Source organism: Rhodococcus sp. IEGM 1372, assembly GCF_030056835.1.
In the GTDB taxonomy this organism is placed as follows: Bacteria; Actinomycetota; Actinomycetes; order Mycobacteriales; family Mycobacteriaceae; genus Rhodococcoides.
Genome location: NZ_JASHKS010000017.1, coordinates 14564 through 38736, shown reverse-complemented (window position 1 = coordinate 38736; position 24173 = coordinate 14564). Strand labels below are relative to the sequence as shown.

Sequence of the window (24173 nt, the reverse complement as noted above, 5' to 3'; positions counted from 1 at the left end):
GGTCTCTCCAGGGCGCGGGCATAGTGGGAAGTATGGGAATCCGTCGTTCGTCTTCGAGTGTGCCCGAGAACCGCGCCGACGTGGTTGTGGTGGGCGGCGGCACCGCCGGCATCGTGGCGGCGAAGACCGCGGCGGGCTTCGGCGTTCGCGTCGTGCTGATCGAGCGCGAGCGGACCGGAGGCGACTGCCTGTGGACCGGATGCGTGCCGTCCAAGGCGCTCCTCGCGGCGGCCTCGGTGGCACAGACTGTTCGATCCGCGTCCCGCTTCGGCATCGTCACCCAGCCGCCGATCGTGGATTTCGCGCGCGTGATGCAGCACGTGCACGGCTCGATCGCCGAGATCGCGCCGATCGATTCACCGGAGGCCCTCACCGAGGCGGGAGTCCAGGTGATCAGCGGGGACGCTGTTTTCACGGGTCCGAACACGGTGAAAGTCGGTACGCGGATACTCCATTTCGGTCAGGCGATCGTGACCACCGGCGCGCATTCCACGGTGCCCGCGATCGACGGCATCGACAACGTGGACTACCTGACCAGCGACACCCTGTGGGATCTGAAGGACTTGCCGCAGCGACTGCTGATCGTCGGAGCCGGGTCGGTGGGTTGTGAAATGGCGCAAGCATTCTCGCGTCTGGGATCGGACGTCACCCTCGTCGGACGGTCGGCCACGATCCTGCCTCGCGAGCACCCTGAGGCCTCGTCGGTCCTGACGCAGGCGTTGACCGACGAGGGCGTGCGCGTCCTGACCTCCACCGCCGTCGTACGCATCGACAAAAGCTCGGCCGTGACCGATACGGGTGTCGAGATCCAATTCGATCGAGTACTCATCGCCACCGGAAGGACTCCGCGCACGTCGTCGATCGGCTTGGACACGGCCGGTGTGGAAGTGGAGAACAACGGATTCGTGCGTGCCGACGAGAATCTTCGGACCACCAATCCCCGTATCTGGGCGGCCGGAGATCTCACCGGACATCCGCAGTTCACGCACACCGCCGGTGTGCACGGCAGTCTGGCTGCGAGCAATGCGGCACTCGGTCTGAACCGAAAAGTGAGTACGACGGGAACTCCGCGGGTGACGTTCACCGATCCCGAGATCGCCTCGGCGGGAATCGATGTGCGGACCGCTAGGGAGCGCGGGCTCAGACTGCAGGTGCTCGACCACCATCACGTCGACAGAGCCGTCACCGAGAAAGCGACGAACGGATCGACGACGCTGGTGCTCGATGCCAAGCGTCGCATCGTCGGGGCCTGTGTGGTGGGACCGCGAGCGGGCGAGACGATCGGGGAGCTGATCATCGCCATCGACCAGGGGCTGCGTACCCGCGACCTCGCTGGGGCCACCCATCCGTATCCGACGTACAACGATGGTCCGTGGAACGCGGCGATAGCGGACGTGAAGGCGCAGTTGGGTTCTCCGGTTATTTCCCGCGCAACGGCCGCACTGGCGAAAGTGCGCGGCACGTGGATCAAGAGAGCGCGCGATACCCGGCGATGATTCGCTGACCGGAGCTCACCGCGACAACCGCCGCCCAGACCACCGCGATCTGCCACGAGATACCGGGCAGCAGTAGCCAGAGACTGTGCACCGCAATGGTTTCGGCACCCTCGGCCAAACCGCCGAGGAACGACAGCGATCGGCCGTCGTCGATGGTGCGGCCGTTGCGTTCGGCGATCGAGGAGAACGCCAGAAACGCGGTGCCGTTGATGTAGTACGCCAACAGCACCAGCAGGAACGGCCACCACGGGGCGTCGTATCCGGCCGAGGCACCCACCGCGACGCCCACCACCGTGGTGCCGTACACCACGAAATCGGCGGTGATGTCGAAGAATCCGCCCGCACCAGCCGTATTGGAACGCCTACGCGCAAGTGGCCCGTCCAGACCGTCGGCGATGCGGGAGACGATCCACAACAACAACGCGAGCAGCCAGAACTGCAGGCCAGCCGCCAGTGCACTACCGAGGCCGAGCACCAGCCCGGCGGCGGTGATTCGGTCCGGTGTGATCGCAGGACGATCGAGGGCGCCGGCACAGCGATCGAGCGGGCCTTCGAGGTGGCGGCGCAGAAAGCTGTCGATCATTCGGCAGCGCCGGTGAGTCCCAGGCGGCGTGCCAACAGCGCCGAACCCGCCGCGATAGCCAGTACTGCGAGCAATGCGATGGCGAACGGCCACGAGAATGGAGACGTTCCGTAGGCCCCGAGCGCGGTGTAGGCGACGGTCGCCGGCACGATGCCGACCATCGTCCCCACCACGTAGTCACGCTGACCCACCGCACTGACTCCGGCCGCGTAGTTGACCAAGGAGAACGGCAGCGGCACCAGACGCACGAGCAGCACCGATAGCAATCCGCGTCGTCCGAGCATGGCGTCGAGCCGGCGGAGCCTGTCCCATTCGGTGCGGGCCACCTGGCCGCGTCCCAGCGCCCGCGCTCCCCAGTACCCGAGATACGCCCCCATCGTGGCGGCGAACACCACGACGGTTGCACCCACCGCCAACCCGAACAGGAGGCCCGACGCGATGGTCAACGTGCTGGCGGGGAACGGAGTGGCCGACAGGACGGCATAGAGCACCACGAACAGCGCGATGCCCCACGGCCCGGCCGACGCCACTCGGTCACGGATGAACGACGGGTCGGGTAGGTCGACGGTGCCGAGCACGATCACCAGAGCGATGACGAGCACGGCAGCCGCGAGCAATTTCAGGGTCGTGCCGCGGCGACTACGCGTCGGGCGGTCCTGCGTCACGGTATGTGCCTCTCGTCCGGCGGTCAGGATCCATTGTGCACAAGACCCGTGTGCCCGCGTGTTCAGCGGTTGTCTCATTCGACCGATTACGGTGGTGAGGGCAGCGTCGACGACGGCTGTTTTCTTGATCTGGAGGGCCCACGGTGATTCGTTCAGTACGGTGCGCAGTGACGATTGCGGCGAGCGCAGGGCTGCTGCTGACCTCCTGCGCTGCGCCGGATTCGGAAGCGCCGATTGCCGAGGCGCAGTCGTGGAGCGAGATCGAACAGCAGGCGCAGGGGCAGACCGTCTCGCTGTGGATGTACGGCGGCGACGAGCAGGGCAATGCCTACGTCGACGACGTGCTCACCCCCGCGGCCGCTGCCGAAGGTGTCACGCTGCGCCGCGTACCGGTGGAATCGACGACCGACGCCGTCAACCGCATCCTGTCCGAGCGGCAGGCCGGGGTCACCGACGGCGAAGTGGATCTGGTGTGGGTCAACGGCGCGAACTTCGGCACCGGTAAGCAGGCAGGCGCGTGGCTGTGCGGCTGGACGCAGAATCTGCCCAACATGGATCTGACCGATCCCGAGGATCCTCTGTTGCTCGACGACTTCGGCACCCCGGTCGAGAACTGCGAATCACCCTGGCACAAAGCTCAATTCACCCTCGTCTACAACGCGGCAGCCATCCCTGATCCGCCGACGACATTCGACGGCGTCCTCGACTGGGCCCGAGCGAACCCGGGCCGCTTCACCTACCCCGCTCCCCCGGACTTCACCGGCTCGGTGTTCGTACGTGAGGCGTTGATCAATGCCTCCGGCGGCGTCGACGAGGTTCCCGCTCAATTCGACCAGGACTCCTACGACCGACTCGCCCCGGCATTGTTCGATCAGTTGAACGAACTCGCCCCGTCACTGTGGCGCGAGGGAACGACGTACCCGCAGTCCTCCTCCGAGCTCGACGCCCTCTACGCCGGTGGCCAGGTCGACATGACCATGACGTACGGCCCCGCGACCCTCCCCAAGCTCGTCGCCGACGGCACCTTCCCACCGGAGACACGCGTGCTGACCATCGACGAGGGAACCGTCGGGAATGCGAGTTTCCTTGCCATTCCGTCGACGTCGGGGAAGTCGGCCGCGGCACAGGTGGTCGCCAATCTTGCGTTGTCGCCCGAGCAACAACTCGAGAAGGCGACGCCGGAAGTGTGGGGGCAGTTCACCGTGCTCGATATCGACCGACTGCCCGATGACGCCCGCGCCCGGTTCGAGGCGTTGCCGAGCTCGACGGTTCTGCCCTCCTACGAGGAGCTTTCGGAAAACGCGCATCCCGAACTCTCGGCCGATTGGGTTTCGCCGGTCGACGAGGGTTGGCGTCGAAGCGTGCTCGCCGGTCAGTGAGCGCGTCCACGAAGAGCTTTCGCGGGACGGCGGCGGTGCTCCCCGCCGTCGTGCTGGTTGTTCTGGTCGTCGGCTGCGGTCTCGGAACCGTGGTGCTGCAGAGCCTCGGTTTGATGCCGTTGGTCGGAACCCCCGAACTATCGGTCGACGCGTACTCCGCGCTGGGCGGTGACCTGTGGCGCTCGGTGGCGTTGACGCTGTCGATCGCCGTCGTCTCGACAGCGTTGGCCACGGTGATCGGGCTTGCCGCGGCGCTGACGGCCTTGTCGGGTACGCGCGCTGTGCTCGTGGCCGCCGGATTGACGGTGACGGTGCCCCACCTGATCGGCACGGCCGCGATGGCCCTGTTGCTGGCGGATTCGGGCATGCTGCCCCGCATTCTCGGACTCACCGACGGCGGTTGGCCGGAGTTGGTCGGCGGGCGGTGGTGGATCGCTGTCGTCGCCGAATATGCCTGGAAGGAATCGGCTTTCGTAGCCGTCGTCGTGGCCGGAACGCTCGCCACCCGAGTCGCCGCATTCGAAGAGACGGCGGCGACTTTGGGTGCCGGCCGGTGGGCTCGGCTCCGGTTGGTCACTCTGCCGTTGGCTCGTCCCGCGCTGATCGCGTCGGCGGCCATCGCGTTCGCCTACACCGTCGGTTCCTACGAGGTGGCCCGCATTCTGGGTCGACCGTATCCGGAGCCGTTGTCGGTGATGGCAATTCGCCTCTTCACCTCGATCGACCTTCAGACGCGCCCACAGGCAGCAGCTGCCGCGACGGTCGCCACCGCTCTGACGGTGGTCGTGGCCGCGCTGGCCCTGCACTATCTGCGCAGATCGGCAGCGTGGAAATGAACAGGGTTCTTCCCGCTGTCGGCAGGTCCGTTTTGGTCCTGTGGTTCCTGCTGCCGCTGATTCCGGTTGCATTGTGGGCCATCAGCAATCGCTGGTCGTTTCCCGGTTCGATTCCGCAGGAATGGGGATTCGACGGCGTCCGCAGCGCCCTCGACGCCGGGGGCGTCGAGGCGTTCGTGCGATCGACCCTGCTCGCTCTCGCCGTCGCCGCCATCGCAACACCATTGGGCGCGTTGGCTGCTCGCGCGCTGGTGAACGGAACCGTGCGTTTCCCCGCTGTGGTGGCCGGAGTTCTCTTCGCACCACTGGCCCTGCCGCCGTTCGCCGTGGCGTTGGGACTCGATGTTCTGGTGCTGCGCTCGCGCATTCCGAGCACGGTGGCGGTGATCGCACTGCTGACCGTCGCGGCCATTCCGTATACGACGTACCTGATGCGAGTGGCATTCGGCGCGTACGACATCGGCTACGAGGAAGAGGCGCGCACGCTCGGTGCCTCGAGTGCCATGGTGCTGCGGAGGATTCGCATTCCGCTACTGGCCCCGGCGTTGGCGGGGGCGGCACTGCTCGCGTTCCTCGTGGCGTGGAGCGACTACGTGATCACCTTGTTGATCGGTGGAGGCAGACTGGTCACCGTGCCCATTCTCGTCGCCTCGTTCGCAGCCGGGACCGGCAACGATTCAGTGGTGGCTGCGCTGTCGGTCGCCGCCGTCGTGCCGCCGCTGTTGCTGGTGCTCATGCTGGCCCGGCTACGTCGGAGGAGTGCACGATGAGCGTCGAGTTGTCCGTTCACGGGCTCACGAAAGTTCATGCTGGTCAATCGGTTGCGGCTCTGGATTCGTTGGATCTCACCGTGCCGCCGGGTTCGTGTACGGCGATTCTCGGGCCCTCGGGCTCGGGCAAGAGCACTGCGCTGCGGCTCATCGCGGGACTGGATTCACCCACCGCCGGCACGGTGCGCATCGACGGCCACGAGGTGGACGGTGTTGCGGCCGAGAACCGCGGCGTCGGGATGGTGTTCCAGCGTCCGATGTTGTTCCCGCACATGTCGGTACTGGACAACATCGGCTTCGCGTACCGCGCTGCCGGGGAGAGTCGCAAGCGGTCGCGCGAGCGGGCCCGGGAGTACCTCCACCTGGTCCATCTCGGTGACATCGGTGATCGTGCAGTGTCCGAGGTGTCGGGCGGGCAGGCCCAGCGGGTGGCGTTGGCGCGCTCACTCGCCGGTTCGCCGCGAGTGTTGTTGTTGGACGAGCCCTTCAGTGCGTTGGACCCGGTGTTGCGCACCGAGATGCACGACCTGGTTCGCGAATTGCGCACTTCGCTGGATCAGACTCTGCTGCTCGTCACCCACGATCAACAGGAAGCGGCGGTGCTGGCCGATTCGGTCGCAGTGCTCATCGACGGTCGCTTGGAGCATCACTCCGATATCGCGACGGCCTACACGCGGCCGAGCACGTTGGCAGTCTCGCGACTGATGGGTGGGATGAACGAAATCGAGGGGCAGTGGGACGGGGTTGGTGTGCATCGCTCCGAGCTCGGCGAGTTGGAAGTGGACGGGGTAGATCTGCCGGCCGGACCTGCTGTGTTGCTGCTGCGGCATGAGCTGATCACACTGGATGACAACGGGATTCGAGGGGTTGTTTCGAGCTCGAGGCCTACCGGATTTCGCAGCATTGCCGACGTGACGGTGGGGTCGGCGATAGTGAAAGTGGAGTTGGCGGCGGGATCTGCGGTACGGGTCGGGGATGCAGTGGGATTGCGGATTCCGGGTGGGGCGCGGTTTATAGCTGGCGCCTGACGGCCACCTATTGCAATCAATCGGCCGTCATCTAGTTGGATTACCCACAACGATACGGAAAAGCCACCCGCACAGTGCTATCGAATTGACCGTCGATAGATAATTCCGTGGAGCCCATGATATGTGTGCGCAATTCCCTCCGAAGTGCACTCTACTCAGTTTAAAAATCCTGCGAGCCCCTCCTGCGGCGGCAACATGAAGATCCCGCATGCCGTAACTACTCGACGAAAAATGCGCTGGCGTGCGTGGTCGAATCAGAGCTTAATGACAGGAAACTCTGCTTTCCACCCAGTAGCGAGAGTACTAGATACTGGTAAATGCCACATGTCACTGCGTCAAATGCGTGATCGTGTTGCCCACCAGATGACATGCTCTCGGCTGATCGCCTCCTCTGCGTCATCTACTTCTTTAGCCCATGACGATTCATCTATTGCCAGTTCCAACTTCGCTTCAGCGTTTGCCAGGTCGTTTACCGCGGCGGAGTATGCGCGCGAATTGAAGTCATACTGTTTGGTCTCGGACCACGCCACAGTCGCCACTACAAGTACTGCAATAGCGGGCGAGAGCGCCACCAGGTTTTCCACTAACGCGACAGCTAGCGATAATGCAACCCCTAAGAATTCACAGAGTACGAGCACCGATCTCCACTGACGGGCCTTTTTCCTGTTGAGCTGAGCATTCGTGGCGTACCAACTTTTTTGGTCCTCAATCCGTGCAGCCAAATAGCTCCTCTTGCGATCCTCCAATGAGGAGGTACGTTGGTCAACCATCCACTGCGAAATTGCTGGAGCGTCTAGCGCTGCAACTTCTAAACCTTGAAACGAGCTCTGCACCTCTTGCAATCGTTCAACCAGTGCCCGCCGGGCCACAGCGAGGTCCATCTCGCAGGGGAACGGCAGGGCACCAACAGCAAACTTCCATGCCAGAGTCTTGGCGGACTCCGCTACGGCTCGACCGTCGTACCAGGTCTTGTCAGGCCTGGACTTCCATGCGTCGAGCTCCATCGCCATCGCGGCTGTGAAAGCGAGGACACCGACGATGCCCCACAGATCAATGCGACCGCTGCCGACCCGCCACGAAAAGACCCCGACGATTGCCGCAAACGAGAGAATGAGCAGGCGCCGTCGAATGCCCTCGACGTGCGCACGCTGAGCATCGATGGAAGCTCGATCTGCCGCCTGGAAGAGCTGCGGCATGTCGGTGTCGGGCACCCGTTGGACAAATGTCATACACGTAATCATCACCCCTGGGGGCATCCTGCGCCATACTGGCACGCGAACCAGCCAACCTGAGGAGAGCGTCAGCATGGGCCACTACCAACAACGTCAACTCGAAGCCTTTGCAGCACGCGTGGCGGCTAGGAAGGAGGACCCGACGCGCCATAAGTGTTTTGTGTCCTACCATGCTGCGGATATTGACGAAGTTACTGAGTTTATCAATGAATTCGGGACAGAGTTTATTGCCAAGACTGTAGGGGTTACTGATGAGGATGATTTCATTGACAGCAACGACTCCGACTATGTGATGGACCGAATTCGCACCAAATACTTGGGAGACTCGACCGTTACAATCGCACTGATGGGCAAGTGCACTTGGGCGCGGCGCTACATTGACTGGGAGGTTTACTCTTCACTCAGAAGTAGTAAACTAAGTAAGGTCAATGGACTGTTGGCCATCAGGCTTCCTAGTGGTGGTGATTTACAGGCTCGAATCAAAGACAATATTGAACGGACGAAAAGCGGCGTTGACATTGGCTATGCGCGATGGGAAACCTATCCAACATCGAAGAGTTCGCTACGGACGTCTATTAGCGACGCTTTCACCGCACGAACCACCCGTAATCTTTTGATTAACAACTCGCGATCGCGGCGACTTAGCAGCGCTCCATGCACATGACGCGTACCCATATATCAGCCATTTTCTATGTCGAGTTTTCGCGTCAACAGTCCGGCTGAGCAATGCCAATGCAAACCCATCACGGTTGCGCATCTACCGAAACTTCACCTACTGTCATTTGTTCGCTTTAACTCAATCTGAAATATTCATAATCTTTTACCAACCTTCCCCACCATATCTGTTCACCATCTGTCAAAAACTGCCGCGGCAACTACCGCTGCGTAAGATCGATCTTAGCGGATCTGCCCCTTAATCAAGCTCGTTGCCCGTCTTGAGAGTAAGGTCTTCAAATCCAGGCGCGTGCAAATCGTCGTCGCGGATGTCGAGATAATGACGAAACGCAGGGTGGACACGAAAGCGCATGGGGCGTCCCGAACGCTCTGAGGACCGACGGGCCACCCGTAACTTTCTATCTACCTCTTTCTGACCCTCGACATGCGCAAATTTGCCCTCTCGAACCTCGATTCCAAGGAACGAGGTGCGTAATAGCCATGACAAAATATCTGAGAAATCCTGCGGAAACGTTTGGAAAATTCCGTTTAACTCGCCCTCCGTCAAATTAGCGTTTAATCCAGCGAACTCATATAGAACCTCTTCCAAGTCAAAATCCTGCGCCTCACTCTCAACAACAAGCGCGTCGTACGCAAAGCGCGAGTAAGTTTCGTCAGCCATTGCAATGTCGTCCTGAGTGATCATCGAATGCCGACGGTTCACGGCAGTTGTCAGAGCCGCGTTACCATAGTAGATAATATCGCGAGGCCTTGGCAGGATTCGCCAAAGGATGTAATCTTTCGACGGAAGCCCATTCACTTCGGCCGGAAATATCGAAGACCACATGTCATCGTCAGCCGCCTTGGGTCGACGCCGGTTAATCGAGTACCGTTCTTCCAAGACTCGAACTAATAGGTATGAATCATTCCAATGTACGGTCAACGGACCTATTTTGTCAGGCTCGCGCGCATACTTAGTCATCATTTCGTAGATATCAGATCGAATAAATACACCAAGGGTCAAATCAATTTTCTCAGTACCTTTTAAAAGTGACTTCTTGAACTGGCCCGACGCGCTCAGAAGCGCTAACAGAAAGCGTGATATTGCTTCGAAGTCTGCGCCCCGCTCCCAAGTTTTATCAAGATTGTCGATGAGGATAGCGACACGCTTGAAGTGCAGTGCTGCAGCCTCACGAATTTCGCGGTGGAGCTCCCTAAACCAGTGGACGCTTAGCGCTGCACTAACCACTTCGCGAAGTTCTCGGTCGTCTCTCGCGGATACAGACCCTAATTCAATGAACTGCACGGCGTCTTCCAAGCGGGTAGATAAATCCGACGCCCTGTTAACCTTCATGTTTTCAAGACGCCGGTCCAACGCCACCAACTGGGATGATCCTCCGATTCCGGCAGCGTGGTCGTCAGCCGAAGAGAGGAGGCGGCAGGCAACTTCTGTGGAGAGTAGAAAATTCCACAGATTGTTTAGCAGATATTCACTTCCGGCGTGCGCCTCGAATCTTTTGACCAGTTCAACCAATCCGGCGAGCTCGTAGGAGGTCGGTTTGACTTTAACAACCAGATTGCGCCGGTCTTTAGCTAGGTCGGCTGCGGCTTGAAGCATTGTCGCAGTCTTTCCCGTACCTTTACGGCCCACAAAGATGGATGCATCACCCTGCACCAAACTAGTGAATTCGTTTGTCGGCAGGAAGTAGTCGTCAAGCCGGGAGTCCTCGTTCTCTGCTACATACTGACCGAAAGAACTGACCGGGAGATCAAGGTCCATTGCGAGTCGCCCTAGCCGCCGACTACTGCCAGGCTTCAACGGAAGATTCGAAAGCCAATCGTCGACATGTCGCACCATCTGCGCTGCGGTCGAGTAGTTGAAAAGCAGATCGCGATAGTCGAGCGGACTGACATATTCGGACTCAGCCACCATCAGCACTGGAACTTCCCAGCCGTAGGCCAAGCCGGCCAAAAAGCTGGAACGTGCGTTATGCTCGGTTCCACGAGTCCTGTCCGGATTCATTAGATGAAAAATCGCCGCGCTGCATCGAGCTATTTCACCGGCGTAGTACGCTAATGGGGCGAGGCCCAAATCATCTCCACTTGCCAAAACCTGAATAGTTCCGCGATTGCCAAGTTCTTTATCCAGCATGTCGGCAGCTTGAAAGCGTACGGGCACCGTAGGTGCAAAAACAGCATTGTTCTGGGGAAGCTTTGCCTCAGAAAGAATGCTTGTCAACAGCGACTCACTGGCCGATGACGTAGCTAGACTTGCCGAGACTAAACTGGCCAAGTCGTGGCCATTTCCGTGGTAGTTCAACCTGCCAATAGTCGAGAAAAGCTGCACACCGTCCCAGAGCCGTCGAGCGCTCTCAAGGGATTCATCGATTGCGAAAAGTAGTCGTTTGCTTTTGGCTAGCGCATACCCGGCTTCGAACAGAACGTTACGGTTCATGGAGCTAATCTCAGCAACGACGGTACTGGATTCGTCGATCGATCGAGTAATGGCATCGATCAAGATCTGGCCACTAGGGTTCATGTCCCGCCAGGTGCGTGCGGACAACCCGACAGCACGGAGTTCACCGGCGGCAGTGGTCATGGCTTCATCGCATGATGCGGGCTGAGACGCATAGGCAAAGAACACTGACGCGTTCGAGTCATGCTGCATCTATGAATAGTGCCACGAACAATTTTGGGTTGGCAGTCGGGTACCTTCGAGGTCGCTGAGCCCATAGGCAACGCACATCGTGGCGGCAGCAATGCTGCAGTTTTCTGCCGCAATCAAGAGTACTAGTTCGCCGTGGCTGTCGTTAACTGCTGGTCGGTCAGCCTCAGTGTCCAGGACTACGGCCACTCGCCTCGCATGTTCAAGAACCTGAAACTAGGCTGCTCTCATGCCCGCCGGACGCTTTGCACCCAGTCCCTCCGGCGATCTTCATCTCGGCAATCTGCGCACAGGCTTGCTGGCCTGGCTCTTCGCCCGCTCCACTGAACGACGTTTCGTGATGCGCGTCGAAGACCTTGATCGCGTGAAAGCCGGCTCGGAGCAACGTCAACTCGATGACCTCGCCGCCATCGGACTCGATTGGGACGGGTCGATCATGCGGCAATCCGAGCGTCGGGACATCTACGACGCCACGATTCGCTCGCTCACCGCCGCCGGGCTGACGTACGAATGTTTCTGCACGCGTCGGGAAATCCAACAGGCCGCATCCGCACCCCATGCTCCCGACGGCGCGTATCCCGGCACCTGCAGAAACCTGACCGCGGACCAGAAAGCAGCGAAGGACCGCCCACCCGCCATCCGATTGCGTTCGCAGGTAACCGAATTCACCGTCGTCGATCAGCTGCACGGTCTGTTCCGAGGCCAGGTGGACGACTTCGTCCTTCGCCGATCCGACGGCGTCCCCGCCTACAACCTCGCCGTCGTCGTCGACGATGGCGCGCAAGGCGTCGACCAGATCGTGCGCGGTGACGACCTCCTCACCTCCGCCCCGCGGCAGGGATATCTCGCTCAGCTCCTCGGCCTCACCCCCGCGACGTACGTTCACGTGCCCCTCGCGCTCAATATCGAGGGCAAGCGTCTGGCCAAGCGGGACGGCGCTGTGACACTGCGCGAGCGGCCCGACGCGTGGTCGCTCATCACCGCCTCGCTCGGCATGCCGAATGCGAAGAACGCCGAGGAACTGCTCGAACAGTGGAAGCCGACGCGGGTACCGCGCGAACCGTGGGTGTTCGACCCCGCGAATCTCTGATCTACGAACCGATCGAGATCACGTTGCAATGCGACAGGGCCCAACTCGGGAGGAATCGGACGTACAGTAGCCGCGACAACTCTTCCCGAGGGAGAAGGACACGATGACCTCAGGCGGCTACGACCCCGACAAGGATCCACAGAACCCCGGCGGCTATCCCCCGCCGCAGGGCGGCTACCCGCCACCTTCCCAGGGCAACTACCCACCACCGCCCCAGGGCAACTACCCACCACCTCAGCAGGGCGGCTACCCACCACCCGGCAACTACCCACCTCCTCCGCAGGGCAACTACCCACCACCCGGCAACTACCCACCGCCCCCGCAGGGCAACTATCCGCCGCCTCCGGCCTTCGGTGAGTCACCGATGCCGACGCAGCTGTCCGTGGGAACGGCCATCGGCTACGGCTTCAACAAATTCAAGGAAAATGCCCTCGTCTGGATCGGCATAGTCCTCATCGCCGCGATCATCCAGGGCGTTCTGAACTACGTGTTGAGCTCCGACAACTTCGTCCTCAGCTTGATCTTCAGTGTCATCGTCGGAGTCGCCACGCTCCTCATTCAGGCGGCACTCGTCCGCGGCGCTCTGCACGAGGTGGACGGGATGAAGCCCGCGTTCGGGTCGTTCTTCCAGTTCAACAACGTCTTCGCCATCGTCATCGCCGGCGTCCTCGTCGGCATCGCAACCGGCATCGGCTACATCCTGCTGGTCATCCCCGGACTCGTCGTCACGTTCTTCACGTGGTGGACCTTCCAATTCGTCATCGACCGCGGCGACGAACCGATCCCCGCCATCAAGGCCAGCGCCAAGGCGATCGCGTCGAACGGTGGCACGATCTTCGTGCTGGCGCTCGCCCTGTTCGGCCTCAACGTCCTCGGCGCGATACTGCTCGTAGTCGGCCTGCTGGTGACCATTCCGATCACGATCATCGCCGGAACCTACGCCTACCGCGTCACGGTGCGCGGACGCGTCGCCTGACCTGAGATCCGCCTCGATGGGCGCGCATCCCTCACCCGGGATTCGCGCCCATCGTCGTCTCGGTGCTTGGATCGAGCAGTGACTACTACCGAACACACCGCCGCCAACGGCGGCACCGAGTCTGGGCAGGCCACGTTCGCTCACATCAGCCGGGGCTACTACCCCACCATCGTCGCGCTTTTCGTCGCGACGCTGCTGATCTCGAACGTGGCCGCCAGCAAAGGTGTCGCCTTCTTCGCCTCGTCCGACGTCATGCTCGGACCACTGCAGATCCTGCCGATCAATACCGACGGCGCATTCTTCCTGTTCCCCCTCGCCTACATTCTCGGCGACGTCCTCAGCGAGGTCTACGGCTTCAAAGCCGCACGCCGCGCGATCTACCTCGGCTTCGGCTCCCTCATCCTCACCTCGGTGTGCTTCTGGATCGCCATCGAACTCCCCGCCGCCTCGTTCTACGAGAACCAAGAGGCACTCGAAACCGTCGTCGGTGTCGTTCCCCGACTCGTCCTCGCCGGTCTCGCCGGCTTTGCCGTCGGCCAGCTCCTCAACTCCTACGTCCTGGTCAAGATCAAGGAACGCACCAAGGAAAAGCACCTGTGGGCGCGCCTGATCGGCTCGACCGTCGTCGGCGAATTCTTCGACACGCTGATCTTCTGCGCCATCGCCGCAGGCGTCATCGGCATCAGCACGTGGACCGACTTCACCAACTACGTCGTCGTCGGATTCCTGTGGAAGACACTCGTCGAGGTCCTCGTCCTTCCCATCACGTACCGCGTCATCTCGTACATCAAGAAGCGCGAACCGTCGTACCAGAGCAGTTAGCTCGCAACCCATTCTCGACTGACCTCGAGGTAGCGCCCTCGCGCTGCCTCGAAGGTCGCGACGGCCCGGGTTCCCGGCCAGTCCTCCGGCGTCATGGACGGTGGGAGGCCCGGGTCGACGTAGGGAATGACGCGCCACTCGTCGAGCAGCGTCGCGAACGTGACGAACGCGTCCCGCGGATTCCGAGCCGGGGCGACGGTCTCGTAAGCGGAAAGAAATGCCCGATGCCGATCGGCGATGCCGGCCAGGTCCCACCATTGCGCTGCGCTCTCACGCAACGTGGTCGGCGGCGCGACCTCGGAGGCGACGAACGTCGTCACGTAGGGCGAAAGCTCCAACGCGTCGACGATGGCTCTGGCCTCGTCCGCGAGGTAGTCGGGTGCGATCCACAATCCGGGCGACACTGTGCCGCAGCCTATTCCGGTGAGTCGACGCCTCAGCTGGTGGCGTGCGGCGCGTTGGGTCTCGGGGATGGTGAACGAGATGAGCCGAAACGGATCGCCGTCGGCCATCCGCCGGAACCCGAAGATCCGACCGTCGCCGCGCGCGAACATGGCGTCGGCCTGCTCGGTGATGCGATAGCCGGTGCGGCCCTCACGATTACTCGATTCGACGACGCCCTTCTTCTTCAACCTTGCCACCGCGATGCGCGTGCTCTCCGGTGGCACCCCGAGCGCGTCCATCCAGACGACGACATCGGCGATGGCGAACCACCCTCCGAGCGGGCGAACGTAGGCCCCGAGCACCGTGCGCACCAGTGAGGTGGCGCTTCCCGGACGAGAGTCGAAGTCGTCGAGGATCGCCCCGGCAGTGCTAGACGCGGAGTTCGTCACGGATCGCCACGATTCCCAGATACACCTCTCGGTAGGAAGTACTGAGAGGGCTCAATCCCAGGCGAATACCCTGCGGCGCGCGGTAATCCGGGATGACGCCCTTCTCCCACAGGCGAGCGGTGATCGCCTTGAACTCGGGATGGTCGATGGTGACGTGCCCGCCCCGTCGATTCGAGTCCTCGGGTGAGGCGATCTCCACCCCGAGCGGAACCAGCATCTCGCGGACGAGTTCGAGCCCGTATTCGGTGAGTGCGACGGACTTTGCGCGTATCGCGTCCATCCCCACCTCGGCGATCATCTCGATGGTGTCCTGCATCGCGATCATCCCGAACACCGACGGCGTGCCGCTGATGACGCGTCGAATACCCTGTGCCGGAACGTAACCCTGCGCCATCTCGAACGGATCGGCGCGACCCATCCAGCCCCAGATCGGTTGGACGAAATCGCCTTGAAGATCACTGCGCACGTACGCGAAAGCCGGCGATCCGGGTCCTCCGTTGAGGCACTTGTAGGTGCACCCGACGGCCAGATCCACTCCCCAGGAATCGAGTTCGAGCGGTACCGATCCGACGGAGTGGCACACGTCCAGCAGCATCAGTGCTCCGGCAGCATGCGTGATGCGCGTCGTCTCGGCGACGTCGACGAGAAAGCCAGACCGGTAGGCGACGTGGGTGATCACCACCAAGGCGGTGTTCTCCCCCACCACCTCGGCAAGTTGTTCCGGCGTGATGCCACCGCGAGGGTCGGTCTCGATCCACCGCAGCGTCATGTTCAGTTCTGCTGCAATGCCTTCGAGCAAGTATCGGTCGGTCGGGAAGTTGTCGCGGTCGATGACGATCTCGGTGCGGCCCGGCCGCATGGCGATCGCCGCCCGTGCCAGCTTGTACAGCAGTACCGTCGTCGAATCGCCGATGGTGGTCTGACCGGGCGCTGCCCCCAGGGTGGCGTCGGCCAGGGCGTCGCCGATGGTGACGGGGAGGTCGAACCACTGCTCGTCCCAGCCACGGATCAGGCGTCCACCCCAGCCCTGCGTCATGAAGGTGTTGATCCGTTCGACGCTGGCCTTGGTGGGCCGGCCCAGCGAGTTGCCGTCGAGATACGCGCTGATCGACGGGTCGTCGCTACCGAGGAATTTGTCGCGGTAGCTGCGGAGTGGATCCTTCTCGTCGAGTTCGAGTGCGCGTTCCGTCATCGTCCGATGTCCGTTCTCACAGCGAGCAATTCGGGGAAGAAGGTGAGTTCCAGTGCCTTCTGCAGAAATCCGACACCACTCGAGCCTCCTGTCCCGCTCTTCATTCCGATGGTACGGAGCACCGTCCGCATGTGCCGGAAGCGCCACAGCTGGAAATTCTCCTCGAGATCGACGAACTCTTCGAAGGCCTCATACACCGCCCAATGTTCGGTGTGATTCTCGTAGACGAACTTGATCAGCGGCATCAGGTCCTCGTTGAACGTGTACGCGGTGGTGACGTCGCGATCGAGCGCCGATGCCGGTACGTCGTACCCCTGCCGCGCCAGCGACTGCCAGAAGGCGTCGTACAGGCTCGGTTGGTGCAGCAGAGTCGAAAGCTGTTGATGAGCAGCCGGATCGGACTCGAAGACCGTCAGCATGCCCGCATTCTTGTTGCCCAGGACGAACTCCACCGCCCGGTACTGATACGACTGGAAACCCGACGAGTTGCCGAGGAAGTCGTGGAACTGCGAGTACTCCGTCGGGGTGAGAGTGGCCAGTACCGACCACTGCTCGGTCAACGTCTTCTGGATGTGCTTGACCCGGGCCACACATTTCAGCGCGGTACCGATGTCGTCGGCATCGAGAGCCGCCCGTGCGGCAAGGGTCTCGTGCAGCACCAGCTTGAGCCACAGTTCGGTGGTCTGGTGCTGAATGATGAACAGCAGTTCGTCGTGATGCTCGGGGGTGCTCACCGGCTTCTGGGCGCTGAGCAACGTGTCGAGGTCCAGGTACGCGCCGTAACTCATACGGTCGCTGAAGTCGGTGACGACTGTCTTCTCTATCGCGCGAGTATTGCCTTCGACGCTCATGGCTGGTCCTTGAGGTGATGGGCTGATGTAGCCAGCGTATTACAGAATTATGCCGACCGCCAGATTCACGACATATATCGGTTTCGCGAATGCCACCCGTCGCCTATCCTCGAAGTAGTCGAGTCGAGTGAGGAATCGCAGTGCGTAGAGCGTCCGGACAGTTGGAGGAGTCGATCCTCGAGTTGCTCGGCGAGCACACGGAACTCTCGGTGGCCCAGGCTCGCGAGCATCTTGGCTCTGATCTCGCCCACACCACGGTCATGACCGCACTGGTGCGGCTGCACGGCAAAGGCCTGGTCGATCGCGAGCGGCGCGGGCGATCCTTCGTCTACACCCTCAACGCCCCGGTCGACGAGATCCCGGCGCTTCGGGCCGCGATGCGGATGCGCACCGAACTCGGTGCCAGAGCCGAACGCGCAGACGTACTGGCCAGCTTCGTGGCCGCACTCGACCCCGAGGACGAGGCGACGCTGCGCGAACTGCTCGCCAAGTCGGACGCAGCCGAGCAACACCCATGACCCTGCTCCTGGTCGTGGCCGTGCTGCCGTGGGTGCTGTCGCTGCTGCTGGGATTCGGAGCCGATCAGCTCGACCGTCGACTCAATCCGTCGACCGCCGTCGTCCTGTTGCCCATCCTGTCCATGGTGACCGCATTCTCCGTGGCAGCGTCCATGGCCGCACTCGCTGCGGTACTGCTGGCGTCAGGTGAGATTGCCTGGCTATCGGTGGGAATCATCATCTGCGCGTGGATGTTCTGGCGCATGGTCGAGGTCGCCCGCCATGTTCGACGCGTCGCCGTCGGTGCGTCGATCGCATCCGAGTTCGGTGACGAAGCGCGGGCGACGGGCGGCATCGTCGTGGTCGACTCCGACGTTCCCGACGCCTTTGCCGTTCCCTCCGGCGGAGGTGCCGTCGTGATCACCACCGGCCTCGCGGAGGCTCTGTCGGACAACGAATTACGCGCCGTGGTCGAACACGAGCGTGCGCACCTTCGGCATCGCCACAGCGTGTGGATCCAGATGTGCGAAATCGCGGCTCGTCTGGATCCGATTCTTGGGCCGGTGCCGTCGAAGGTCCGGCACGCCGCCGAGCGTCAGGCCGACGAGAGCGCAGCGACACTCGGTCGTCGAGACACGTTGTCTGCCATCGCCAGAACCGCCCTGCTGCGCAAACAACTCGACCATGGAACCCGCGCGCTCGCCTGTACCGGCGGCGACGTCGTTCGCCGCGTGCAGGCCCTCAGCGAACCACCACGGCACCGTCGTGATCGCGGGATTCTCGCGGCCGGTTTGGTGCTGATCCTCGCCTTCACCGTCATTTCTACGGCACTGTTCGACGTCGTTCAAGATGTGGTGGCCCCCGAAACCGGAGAAGTCGCCACCTCGATCTTTCGCTGATCTCGGTCAGATGCCCGCGACCCCCGCCAGTTGGCCGATCGCATAGGTGACGGCCATCGCGATTGCGCCACCGATCACGATACGAGTCACCGCCGGCCGACTCGGCGCACCGCCGAGGCGCGCACTGATGGTTCCGGTCAACGCCAGAGCCAGCAACACGACGACAAAGGTGACCGGAATACGTTGCGAAGCAGGCAGAAGCAGGATCGAGAGCAACGGCAAAAACGCACCGCTGATGAACGACACCGCCGACGATGCGGCCGCTTGCCATGGATTGGTCAACGCGTCGGGGTCGATTCCCAACTCGACGTCCACGTGCGCGGCAAACGGATCGTGTTCGGTGAGTTCGCGCGCAACGGTCTGGGCAGTCTCTGCCGAGAGCCCCTTGGCCTCGTACAGTGCCGCGAGCTCAGCCAATTCTTCCTCGGGCTGCTCGTCCAGCTCTTTGCGTTCCTTGATCAGCAGGGATCGCTCGGCGTCGCGCTGCGTGCTCACCGAGACGTACTCCCCGAGCGCCATCGACACAGCTCCCGCAACAAGTCCCGCAACGCCTGCAGTGAGCAGCGATCCTTTGTCGGTGGTGGCAGCTGCGACACCGACGACCAGGCCGGCAGTGGAGACGATGCCGTCGTTCGCGCCCAACACGCCTGCCCGCAGCCAGTTCAGCCGACCGGACATGTCTGCGTGCGGTTCGTGATCGTGCAGGCTCGGCTCGGGCTCACTCATCGACGGCCGTCACCGATACGTCATCCCATGCGGCGCGAGCGCCGGACTCACCGATTCTGTACACCTGGACGATTGTGGTCGCTCCGACCACCACTGCCAACACCACCACCGCGATCGACTGCCATCGCACGGGTGTAGTGCCCCGACGCTCACGCAGATGCAGGAACACGAGCGCCGCGGCGACGACGACAAGACCGACGGAGAAGGAGATCATCCAGTCGCCGATTTCGGCGTGCTGTTCGACCGCAGCAGTCTCGGGGACGCGCTTCTCGAGCCACTCGCCTGCCTCGGTCGTCAGCGGCGTCAACACCAACGTGAACACCGCCAGGGCTGCGATGAGCCACACGAGACGGCTGCGCACACCGGACCAGATGCCGGCCGCGATGGCGAGCAGGGCGGTCAGCTGTGCCAGCACCACGATGAAGTGAACGAGCAGAATGTGGGCCGGTAGGCCGTTGAAGGTGGACATGCGTTCTCCCGCTGGCTTGGAAAGTCGCGTGCACCTCACGCACAGCACATGCTACACGTTGTGTAGTAGTTGCAGGGATGGATCGAGTTCCGTCAGGGTTCGCCACGCCACGTCGGGATCGGCGACCATCGCATACACGATCTGCTCGAGACTCCGTCCCAGCGCGAGAGCGGTGTTCGCGTCGAACAGTGCTGTGGGATAGACGATATCGATGTCGATACCGATAGCCTTCCCTTGGTCGTCCCGCCGTTCGGTGACGTGCAGATGCAGGTCGCATTTGGCGATGTCGATCGGTCGGGGTGTGATCTCGACTCGTGTGTCCCCCAGGTCGAGGGTTGCGGCGGTGAAGACATCCAGAGACAGCGCGACCTGGAAAATCGGGTGCTGCCCGGCCGCCGTGTCAGGAGCGAGTTCGGCGACGACATCCTCGAACGGCACCGATGCATGGTCGAATGCGCGCAGCTCGCTCCCACGGGCCGCCTGCACCACGTCTTCGACGGTCGTAGCGGACGCGATGTCCGTCCGAATCGCGACGGTGTTGGTGAAGGTACCGACCAGCTGCTCGAGCCTCGGATCGTCGCGCCCGGCAACCGGGGTTCCGACGACGATATCGGTGGAGTCCGTCACCTCCGCGAGCAGAATCAGCAGTGCTGCGCGCAGCACGCTGAATCGTCCTGTCCCACAACGCTGGGCAAGTTCGGTGATTTTCTCCGTGGCGGGTGCATCGAAGCGAAGCGATGTGCGCGCACCGGAGAAGTCCCACTCCTGTGTACGTGGCCGGTCCAACGGCAACTCTGTGCCGCTGGGGACACCTGCGAGTTCCGCGCGCCAGAACTCGATGTCGGCCGATACATCCCGATCGGCGGCCCAGACACTGTAATCGGCGTACTGCAAGGGCAATTCGGGCCACGACGGTGCACTGCCGGCCATCCTGGCCTGATAAGCCAGTACGAAATCCGAGGCCAGCAGCCCGAGAGACCACCCGTCCGCTGCGATGTGGTGAACGGCGCACGCCAGCACGTGGTGATCGGGTGCTACCGCGAACAGGCGAGCACGGATCGGGAATTGGGTACGCACGTCGAAAGGGTGCTCCATGGTCTGCAGTACCTCGGCGTCATCGAAGTCGACCACGTCGAGGTTCGGTGCCACGGCGGCAGAATCCTGCTCGATCACCTGAACTGGAGCCCCATCGACATCCGGGTAGCGCGTCCGCAGCGTGCTGTGTCGCTCGGTCAGATCGGTCAACGCGTGCGAGGCTGCCGCTGGATCGAACTCCCCTGTTATCGACACCGTGAACGGCAGATTGGACAGCGGTAGCGCTGCACTGCGATCGATGTGGCGTTGCTGCGGTGCCAGCGGAATTGCGAGCACGTCCTGCGACATACCTTGTTCAGGTCGCGAATTGTGCCATAGTCCGACACGACGGCGTGCATCGATCCGTGCCGCGAAGGCCTGCACGGACGGAGCCACCGCAAGGTCTCGTACGCCGATGTCCACCGATGCCTCGGCCCGGATCGATGCGACGACCCTGGTCGCGGCCAGTGAGTCACCACCGAGGTCGAAGAACGATGTGGCGCAGTCGATGTCATCTCTGTCGAGTACACGCGAGAAGGCTGCCGCCACCATCTCCTCGGTTGCACCGGACGGCGCAGTTCGGTCCCCGGTCGACACCATGGACAGATCGGGTGCCGGCAGCGCTCCGCGATCGATCTTCCGGTTGATCGTCAGCGGAATCTCGTCGAGAACCGAGATGGTCGCCGGCACCATATGGGCAGGCAGACGCCCCACGAGATCGTTGCGGATTCGCGTCGTGTCGACGAGTTCCCCCGGCCGCATCGGGACGATGTACCCGTCGATACGAAGGTCACCGGAACGGCTGCGGTGCAACGACGACGACGCCGCAGCGACCTCCGGATGCGATCGCAGTGCCGCGTCGACCTCCCCGAGTTCGACGCGATTGCCGCGGATCTTGATCTGGTCGTCGGTACGTCCAAGGAACTCCAATGTCCCATCTCCGCGCAGACGCGCCCGATCTCCACTGCGGAACATCCGAAGACCGCTGCTGCCGAACGGATTCGCGACGAAGCGGGCTGCTGTTTCTGCGGTGCGCCCGAGATATCCACGCGCAACGCCGCGCGTTTCGATGTAGATTTCGCCGACTGCACCCGAGGGAACGGGCCGCAACGCCCGATCGAGAAGGTAAATCACCGCCCCCACCATGGCTCGACCGATTCCGTCCGCGCTGCCCGGGTTCAGTGGCTCGGTCATCGTGACACTGCAGGTCGTCTCGGTGGGCCCGTAGGCATTGAGTAGCCGATGACCCACCGACCATCGGTCGACGGTGTCCTGCGGTGCCGATTCACCGCCGATGATTATGGTCCCGACACGCGACAGGGCTGCGGGATCCAGCGTGGCCAGCGCCGAGGGCGTGATCAGCAGGTGTGTAATCGTCTGCCGAGCAATCACTTCCGACAGTTCTGCGCCGCCATAGCTATCCGGCGGAGCGATCACCACTGCCGCGCCTGCGGTTGCTGCGGCGAACACTTCGACCACAGCGGTATCGAACCCGGGAGAGGCGAGATGGCAGACGCGCGACTCGGCGTCGAGGTCGTAGCTGCTCCTGATCTGTTGCACCAGAGCGGCGATGCCACCGTGAGTGACGACGACGCCTTTGGGAGTCCCGGTGGAGCCGGAGGTGTAGATGACGAACGCCGCGTGGTGCGGTGTCGTCGGCGCGGGTTCATCACCCGGGCCTCCCTCCGCGAGAACGTCATCGAGGTTCAGCCATTCCACCTCGCCCAGATCGTCGCCTCCGGCGCACAGGCCCAACACCGCTCCGCTATTTCGCACCACGAACTGCGCTCTCTCGCGTGGGTGATTCGGGTCGACCGGAACGTACACCGCACCCACTCGTGCGACGGCCCAGAACGCGACGATCCCCTCCACGGATCGGCCGATGCGCACGGCGACCCGGTCCTGGCTACCGATTCCTCGCGCACTCAAGGCGGATGCGAGTGCGGCGACTCTCGTATCCAACTCCGCGTAGGTGACCGACACCTCCGCATCCTGGATCGCAATTCGATTGCGGTGCTGCATGATTGCCGTCGAGAACACGTCGTTCAGAGATCCACGCTCGGTCACAGTCGCGCCCACCGAGGCGGGCGTCGTACACGGTTCGTCGGGCAGGAACAGGTCGAGGTCTGCTATCGCGGTATCGCCGTAGCCGGATTCGGCGAAACTCTCGAGAAAGTGCAGGAATCGAGCATGGTGGCGCGCCAGGTCGCTCGGTGTGTAGGCGGCAGGGTTGGCCTCGAAGTCGATGCGAGGACGCGCTCCACCTCGCCCGGGGTAGATGTTGACGGCGAGGTCGGACACCGGGCCCGTCGTCAGAATGTTGATCTCGCCGTCGAAGTCGCCGATGGCCACGGTGTTCGCGAACATCATCACGTTGATCGTTTGCCCGAAAAGCCCTGCGCTCAGCGCATTACCACTCTCGGACAACTGAGGTCTGCTGCGCTGATGGCGGAGCACGGCACCGATCGCCACCTCGGTGGACTTGATCACGTTGTTCACCGTCGCAGACCCGATGCCCGGCAGGCTCAGCGGCACAACGTTCGACAACGAGGACCCGGCCCGGCGCAACATCGCCGTCGGCCGCGCTGAGACCGGCAACGACAGATCCACGTTCTCGGTGTCGTTCATCCGCGCCAGGTACGCGGCGGAGGCCGCGATCACCACAGTCGACGTCGCATGATCGGCAGCGGTCGGAGAAACCGATCGATCCTCGCCGACGACGATCGGCACCGATGCAGGTTGAACGATTCGGCCGAGAGGCTCGGCGTGACCCAGATCGGCGGACTGCCAGTGCGCTCGATCGCGTCGTGCGCGGGCGGAGTTGCGGTAGCGCTCGTCCTCGGCGACAAGCGCGGTCGGCGTCGTCGGGTCGACAGCCACAGGCTCGACGCCATCAGACGCGGCGGCATACAGGGCCGCCGCCCGCTCGAGTACCTTCATCGAGGCATAACCGTCGAGCGCGATGTGGTGGGCTCGGGTGTACCAGAACACGCGATCGTCCCCGACGCGAAGGACACACAACCGCACGAGCTGGCCGTCCATCGAGAAGGGCGTGCGGCAATCGTCGTTTATCCACTGCGTCGCCGCGTCGGCCGGCCGGTCGTGTTCGCGGAAATCGAGGATCTCCACCCTGTCGGTCTCCCGAGGCTCGAACCGCTGCATGGGGGTGCCGTCGACCTCGACGATGCGCATCGTCGACGACGAGAACTCTCGATGCGCCCGACTACCGCTTTCAACCAGCGCGTCGAGGTGCACGGCGCCGATGATGTCGACGTAGTACGCAATGGTGAAGGGGACGTCCGGCATGAATTGTTGGGCAATCCAGATATCGGCCTGGGACGAACTCACAGGTAAGGCGTCGTCGAACATGGTGGTCCCCCCAGGGCGTGCTACTACTACACAGTCGGTAGTACTACCGTACGCCCCGATCCGAAGT

At 62.5% G+C, this 24173-nt stretch carries 21 protein-coding genes; 11 read left to right on the top strand and 10 right to left on the bottom strand.

The window, feature by feature from the left end; translation table 11 throughout:
• Window positions 1-59: 59 nt before the first annotated feature.
• Window positions 60-1496, top strand: a complete 1437-nt coding sequence (locus QM590_RS15225) for a dihydrolipoyl dehydrogenase family protein (RefSeq protein WP_269595562.1) — start codon at window positions 60-62, stop codon at window positions 1494-1496.
• On the opposite strand, the gene QM590_RS15220 is transcribed toward QM590_RS15225, so the two are convergent.
• Both QM590_RS15220 and QM590_RS15215 read right to left on the bottom strand, forming a co-directional pair.
• Complete coding sequence (locus QM590_RS15220) at window positions 1468-2079, bottom strand: CDP-alcohol phosphatidyltransferase family protein (RefSeq protein ID WP_269595561.1); 612 nt, start codon at window positions 2077-2079, stop codon at window positions 1468-1470. The two genes, QM590_RS15225 and QM590_RS15220, sit on opposite strands and share 29 nt — an antisense overlap.
• Window positions 2076-2744, bottom strand: a complete 669-nt coding sequence (locus QM590_RS15215) for a TVP38/TMEM64 family protein (RefSeq protein WP_269595560.1) — start codon at window positions 2742-2744, stop codon at window positions 2076-2078. Before QM590_RS15215 ends, QM590_RS15220 begins: the two co-directional genes overlap by 4 nt.
• A 167-nt stretch (window positions 2745-2911) precedes the next feature.
• On the opposite strand from QM590_RS15215, the gene QM590_RS15210 reads away from it, so the two are divergent.
• The 4 genes from QM590_RS15210 to QM590_RS15195 are packed head-to-tail and all read left to right on the top strand — an operon-like array spanning window position 2912 to window position 6757.
• Window positions 2912-4123, top strand: coding sequence for an ABC transporter substrate-binding protein (locus QM590_RS15210; protein ID WP_269595559.1), 1212 nt, complete (start codon window positions 2912-2914; stop codon window positions 4121-4123).
• A complete protein-coding gene (locus QM590_RS15205; protein ID WP_269595558.1) occupies window positions 4120-4959 on the top strand; it encodes an ABC transporter permease in 840 nt (279 codons plus the stop codon). The genes QM590_RS15210 and QM590_RS15205 overlap by 4 nt, the downstream gene beginning before the upstream one ends.
• The gene (locus QM590_RS15200; RefSeq protein ID WP_269595557.1) at window positions 4956-5729 is read left to right on the top strand and encodes an ABC transporter permease; all 774 of its coding nucleotides are present in this window, start codon (window positions 4956-4958) and stop codon (window positions 5727-5729) included. Before QM590_RS15205 ends, QM590_RS15200 begins: the two co-directional genes overlap by 4 nt.
• Window positions 5726-6757: an ABC transporter ATP-binding protein gene (locus QM590_RS15195; protein WP_269595556.1), complete on the top strand. Its 1032-nt coding sequence runs from the start codon at window positions 5726-5728 to the stop codon at window positions 6755-6757. The genes QM590_RS15200 and QM590_RS15195 overlap by 4 nt, the downstream gene beginning before the upstream one ends.
• 335 nt (window positions 6758-7092) lie before the next feature.
• On the opposite strand, the gene QM590_RS15190 is transcribed toward QM590_RS15195, so the two are convergent.
• Window positions 7093-7986, bottom strand: a complete 894-nt coding sequence (locus QM590_RS15190) for a DUF4231 domain-containing protein (RefSeq protein WP_269595555.1) — start codon at window positions 7984-7986, stop codon at window positions 7093-7095.
• 76 nt (window positions 7987-8062) lie between these two features.
• Here QM590_RS15190 and QM590_RS15185 point away from each other — a divergent pair, with 76 nt between their 5' ends.
• A complete protein-coding gene (locus tag QM590_RS15185; protein WP_269595554.1) occupies window positions 8063-8653 on the top strand; it encodes a TIR domain-containing protein in 591 nt (196 codons plus the stop codon).
• Window positions 8654-8902: 249 nt separating this feature from the next.
• Here QM590_RS15185 and QM590_RS15180 read toward each other — a convergent pair whose 3' ends face one another.
• Window positions 8903-11242: a P-loop ATPase, Sll1717 family gene (locus tag QM590_RS15180; RefSeq protein WP_269595553.1), complete on the bottom strand. Its 2340-nt coding sequence runs from the start codon at window positions 11240-11242 to the stop codon at window positions 8903-8905.
• Window positions 11243-11537: 295 nt separating this feature from the next.
• Here QM590_RS15180 and gluQRS point away from each other — a divergent pair, with 295 nt between their 5' ends.
• The 3 genes from gluQRS (at window position 11538) to QM590_RS15165 (ending at window position 14196) form a co-directional block, all read left to right on the top strand.
• Complete coding sequence (gluQRS, locus tag QM590_RS15175) at window positions 11538-12398, top strand: tRNA glutamyl-Q(34) synthetase GluQRS (protein ID WP_269595552.1); 861 nt, start codon at window positions 11538-11540, stop codon at window positions 12396-12398.
• 103 nt (window positions 12399-12501) lie between these two features.
• A complete protein-coding gene (locus tag QM590_RS15170; protein WP_269595551.1) occupies window positions 12502-13374 on the top strand; it encodes a hypothetical protein in 873 nt (290 codons plus the stop codon).
• Window positions 13375-13452: 78 nt separating this feature from the next.
• Entirely contained in the window at window positions 13453-14196 is a 744-nt protein-coding gene (locus tag QM590_RS15165) for a queuosine precursor transporter (protein ID WP_269595550.1), read from the top strand.
• Here QM590_RS15165 and QM590_RS15160 read toward each other — a convergent pair.
• From QM590_RS15160 to QM590_RS15150, 3 genes are read right to left on the bottom strand one after another with little or no spacing between them, the layout of a single operon-like run.
• Complete coding sequence (locus QM590_RS15160; RefSeq protein WP_269595549.1) at window positions 14193-15029, bottom strand: PaaX family transcriptional regulator; 837 nt, start codon at window positions 15027-15029, stop codon at window positions 14193-14195. The two genes, QM590_RS15165 and QM590_RS15160, sit on opposite strands and share 4 nt — an antisense overlap.
• On the bottom strand, window positions 15010-16221 hold the full coding sequence (locus QM590_RS15155; protein ID WP_269595548.1) for a kynureninase: 1212 nt from the start codon (window positions 16219-16221) through the stop codon (window positions 15010-15012). Before QM590_RS15155 ends, QM590_RS15160 begins: the two co-directional genes overlap by 20 nt.
• Complete coding sequence (locus QM590_RS15150) at window positions 16218-17072, bottom strand: tryptophan 2,3-dioxygenase (protein WP_269595547.1); 855 nt, start codon at window positions 17070-17072, stop codon at window positions 16218-16220. Before QM590_RS15150 ends, QM590_RS15155 begins: the two co-directional genes overlap by 4 nt.
• Before the next feature lie 140 nt (window positions 17073-17212).
• Here QM590_RS15150 and QM590_RS15145 point away from each other — a divergent pair, with 140 nt between their 5' ends.
• Window positions 17213-17590, top strand: coding sequence for a BlaI/MecI/CopY family transcriptional regulator (locus QM590_RS15145; protein WP_037187682.1), 378 nt, complete (start codon window positions 17213-17215; stop codon window positions 17588-17590).
• Window positions 17587-18468, top strand: a complete 882-nt coding sequence (locus QM590_RS15140) for a M56 family metallopeptidase (protein WP_269595546.1) — start codon at window positions 17587-17589, stop codon at window positions 18466-18468. Before QM590_RS15145 ends, QM590_RS15140 begins: the two co-directional genes overlap by 4 nt.
• Window positions 18469-18474: 6 nt before the next feature.
• On the opposite strand, the gene QM590_RS15135 is transcribed toward QM590_RS15140, so the two are convergent.
• Genes QM590_RS15135 through QM590_RS15125 form a run of 3 tightly spaced genes read right to left on the bottom strand, consistent with a single transcriptional unit; the run spans window position 18475 to window position 24085 of the window.
• Window positions 18475-19194: a VIT1/CCC1 transporter family protein gene (locus QM590_RS15135; RefSeq protein ID WP_269595545.1), complete on the bottom strand. Its 720-nt coding sequence runs from the start codon at window positions 19192-19194 to the stop codon at window positions 18475-18477.
• A complete protein-coding gene (locus QM590_RS15130) occupies window positions 19187-19663 on the bottom strand; it encodes a DUF2231 domain-containing protein (protein WP_269595544.1) in 477 nt (158 codons plus the stop codon). Before QM590_RS15130 ends, QM590_RS15135 begins: the two co-directional genes overlap by 8 nt.
• A gap of 51 nt (window positions 19664-19714) precedes the next feature.
• Window positions 19715-24085, bottom strand: a complete 4371-nt coding sequence (locus tag QM590_RS15125) for a non-ribosomal peptide synthetase (protein ID WP_269595543.1) — start codon at window positions 24083-24085, stop codon at window positions 19715-19717.
• Window positions 24086-24173: the final 88 nt, after the last annotated feature.

Bases quoted from the DNA above. Each gene is read 5' to 3' on its own strand.
- gluQRS (WP_269595552.1), top strand. From the start codon at position 11,538: ATGCCCGCCGGACGCTTTGCACCCAGTCCCTCCGGCGATCTTCATCTC.
- QM590_RS15190 (WP_269595555.1), bottom strand. From the start codon at position 7,986: ATGACATTTGTCCAACGGGTGCCCGACACCGACATGCCGCAGCTCTTC.
- QM590_RS15135 (WP_269595545.1), bottom strand. From the start codon at position 19,194: ATGAGTGAGCCCGAGCCGAGCCTGCACGATCACGAACCGCACGCAGAC.
- QM590_RS15150 (WP_269595547.1), bottom strand. From the start codon at position 17,072: ATGAGCGTCGAAGGCAATACTCGCGCGATAGAGAAGACAGTCGTCACC.
- QM590_RS15140 (WP_269595546.1), top strand. From the start codon at position 17,587: ATGACCCTGCTCCTGGTCGTGGCCGTGCTGCCGTGGGTGCTGTCGCTG.
- QM590_RS15130 (WP_269595544.1), bottom strand. From the start codon at position 19,663: ATGTCCACCTTCAACGGCCTACCGGCCCACATTCTGCTCGTTCACTTC.
- QM590_RS15170 (WP_269595551.1), top strand. From the start codon at position 12,502: ATGACCTCAGGCGGCTACGACCCCGACAAGGATCCACAGAACCCCGGC.
- QM590_RS15195 (WP_269595556.1), top strand. From the start codon at position 5,726: ATGAGCGTCGAGTTGTCCGTTCACGGGCTCACGAAAGTTCATGCTGGT.
- QM590_RS15155 (WP_269595548.1), bottom strand. From the start codon at position 16,221: ATGACGGAACGCGCACTCGAACTCGACGAGAAGGATCCACTCCGCAGC.
- QM590_RS15200 (WP_269595557.1), top strand. From the start codon at position 4,956: ATGAACAGGGTTCTTCCCGCTGTCGGCAGGTCCGTTTTGGTCCTGTGG.
- QM590_RS15185 (WP_269595554.1), top strand. From the start codon at position 8,063: ATGGGCCACTACCAACAACGTCAACTCGAAGCCTTTGCAGCACGCGTG.
- QM590_RS15180 (WP_269595553.1), bottom strand. From the start codon at position 11,242: ATGACCACTGCCGCCGGTGAACTCCGTGCTGTCGGGTTGTCCGCACGC.
- QM590_RS15220 (WP_269595561.1), bottom strand. From the start codon at position 2,079: ATGATCGACAGCTTTCTGCGCCGCCACCTCGAAGGCCCGCTCGATCGC.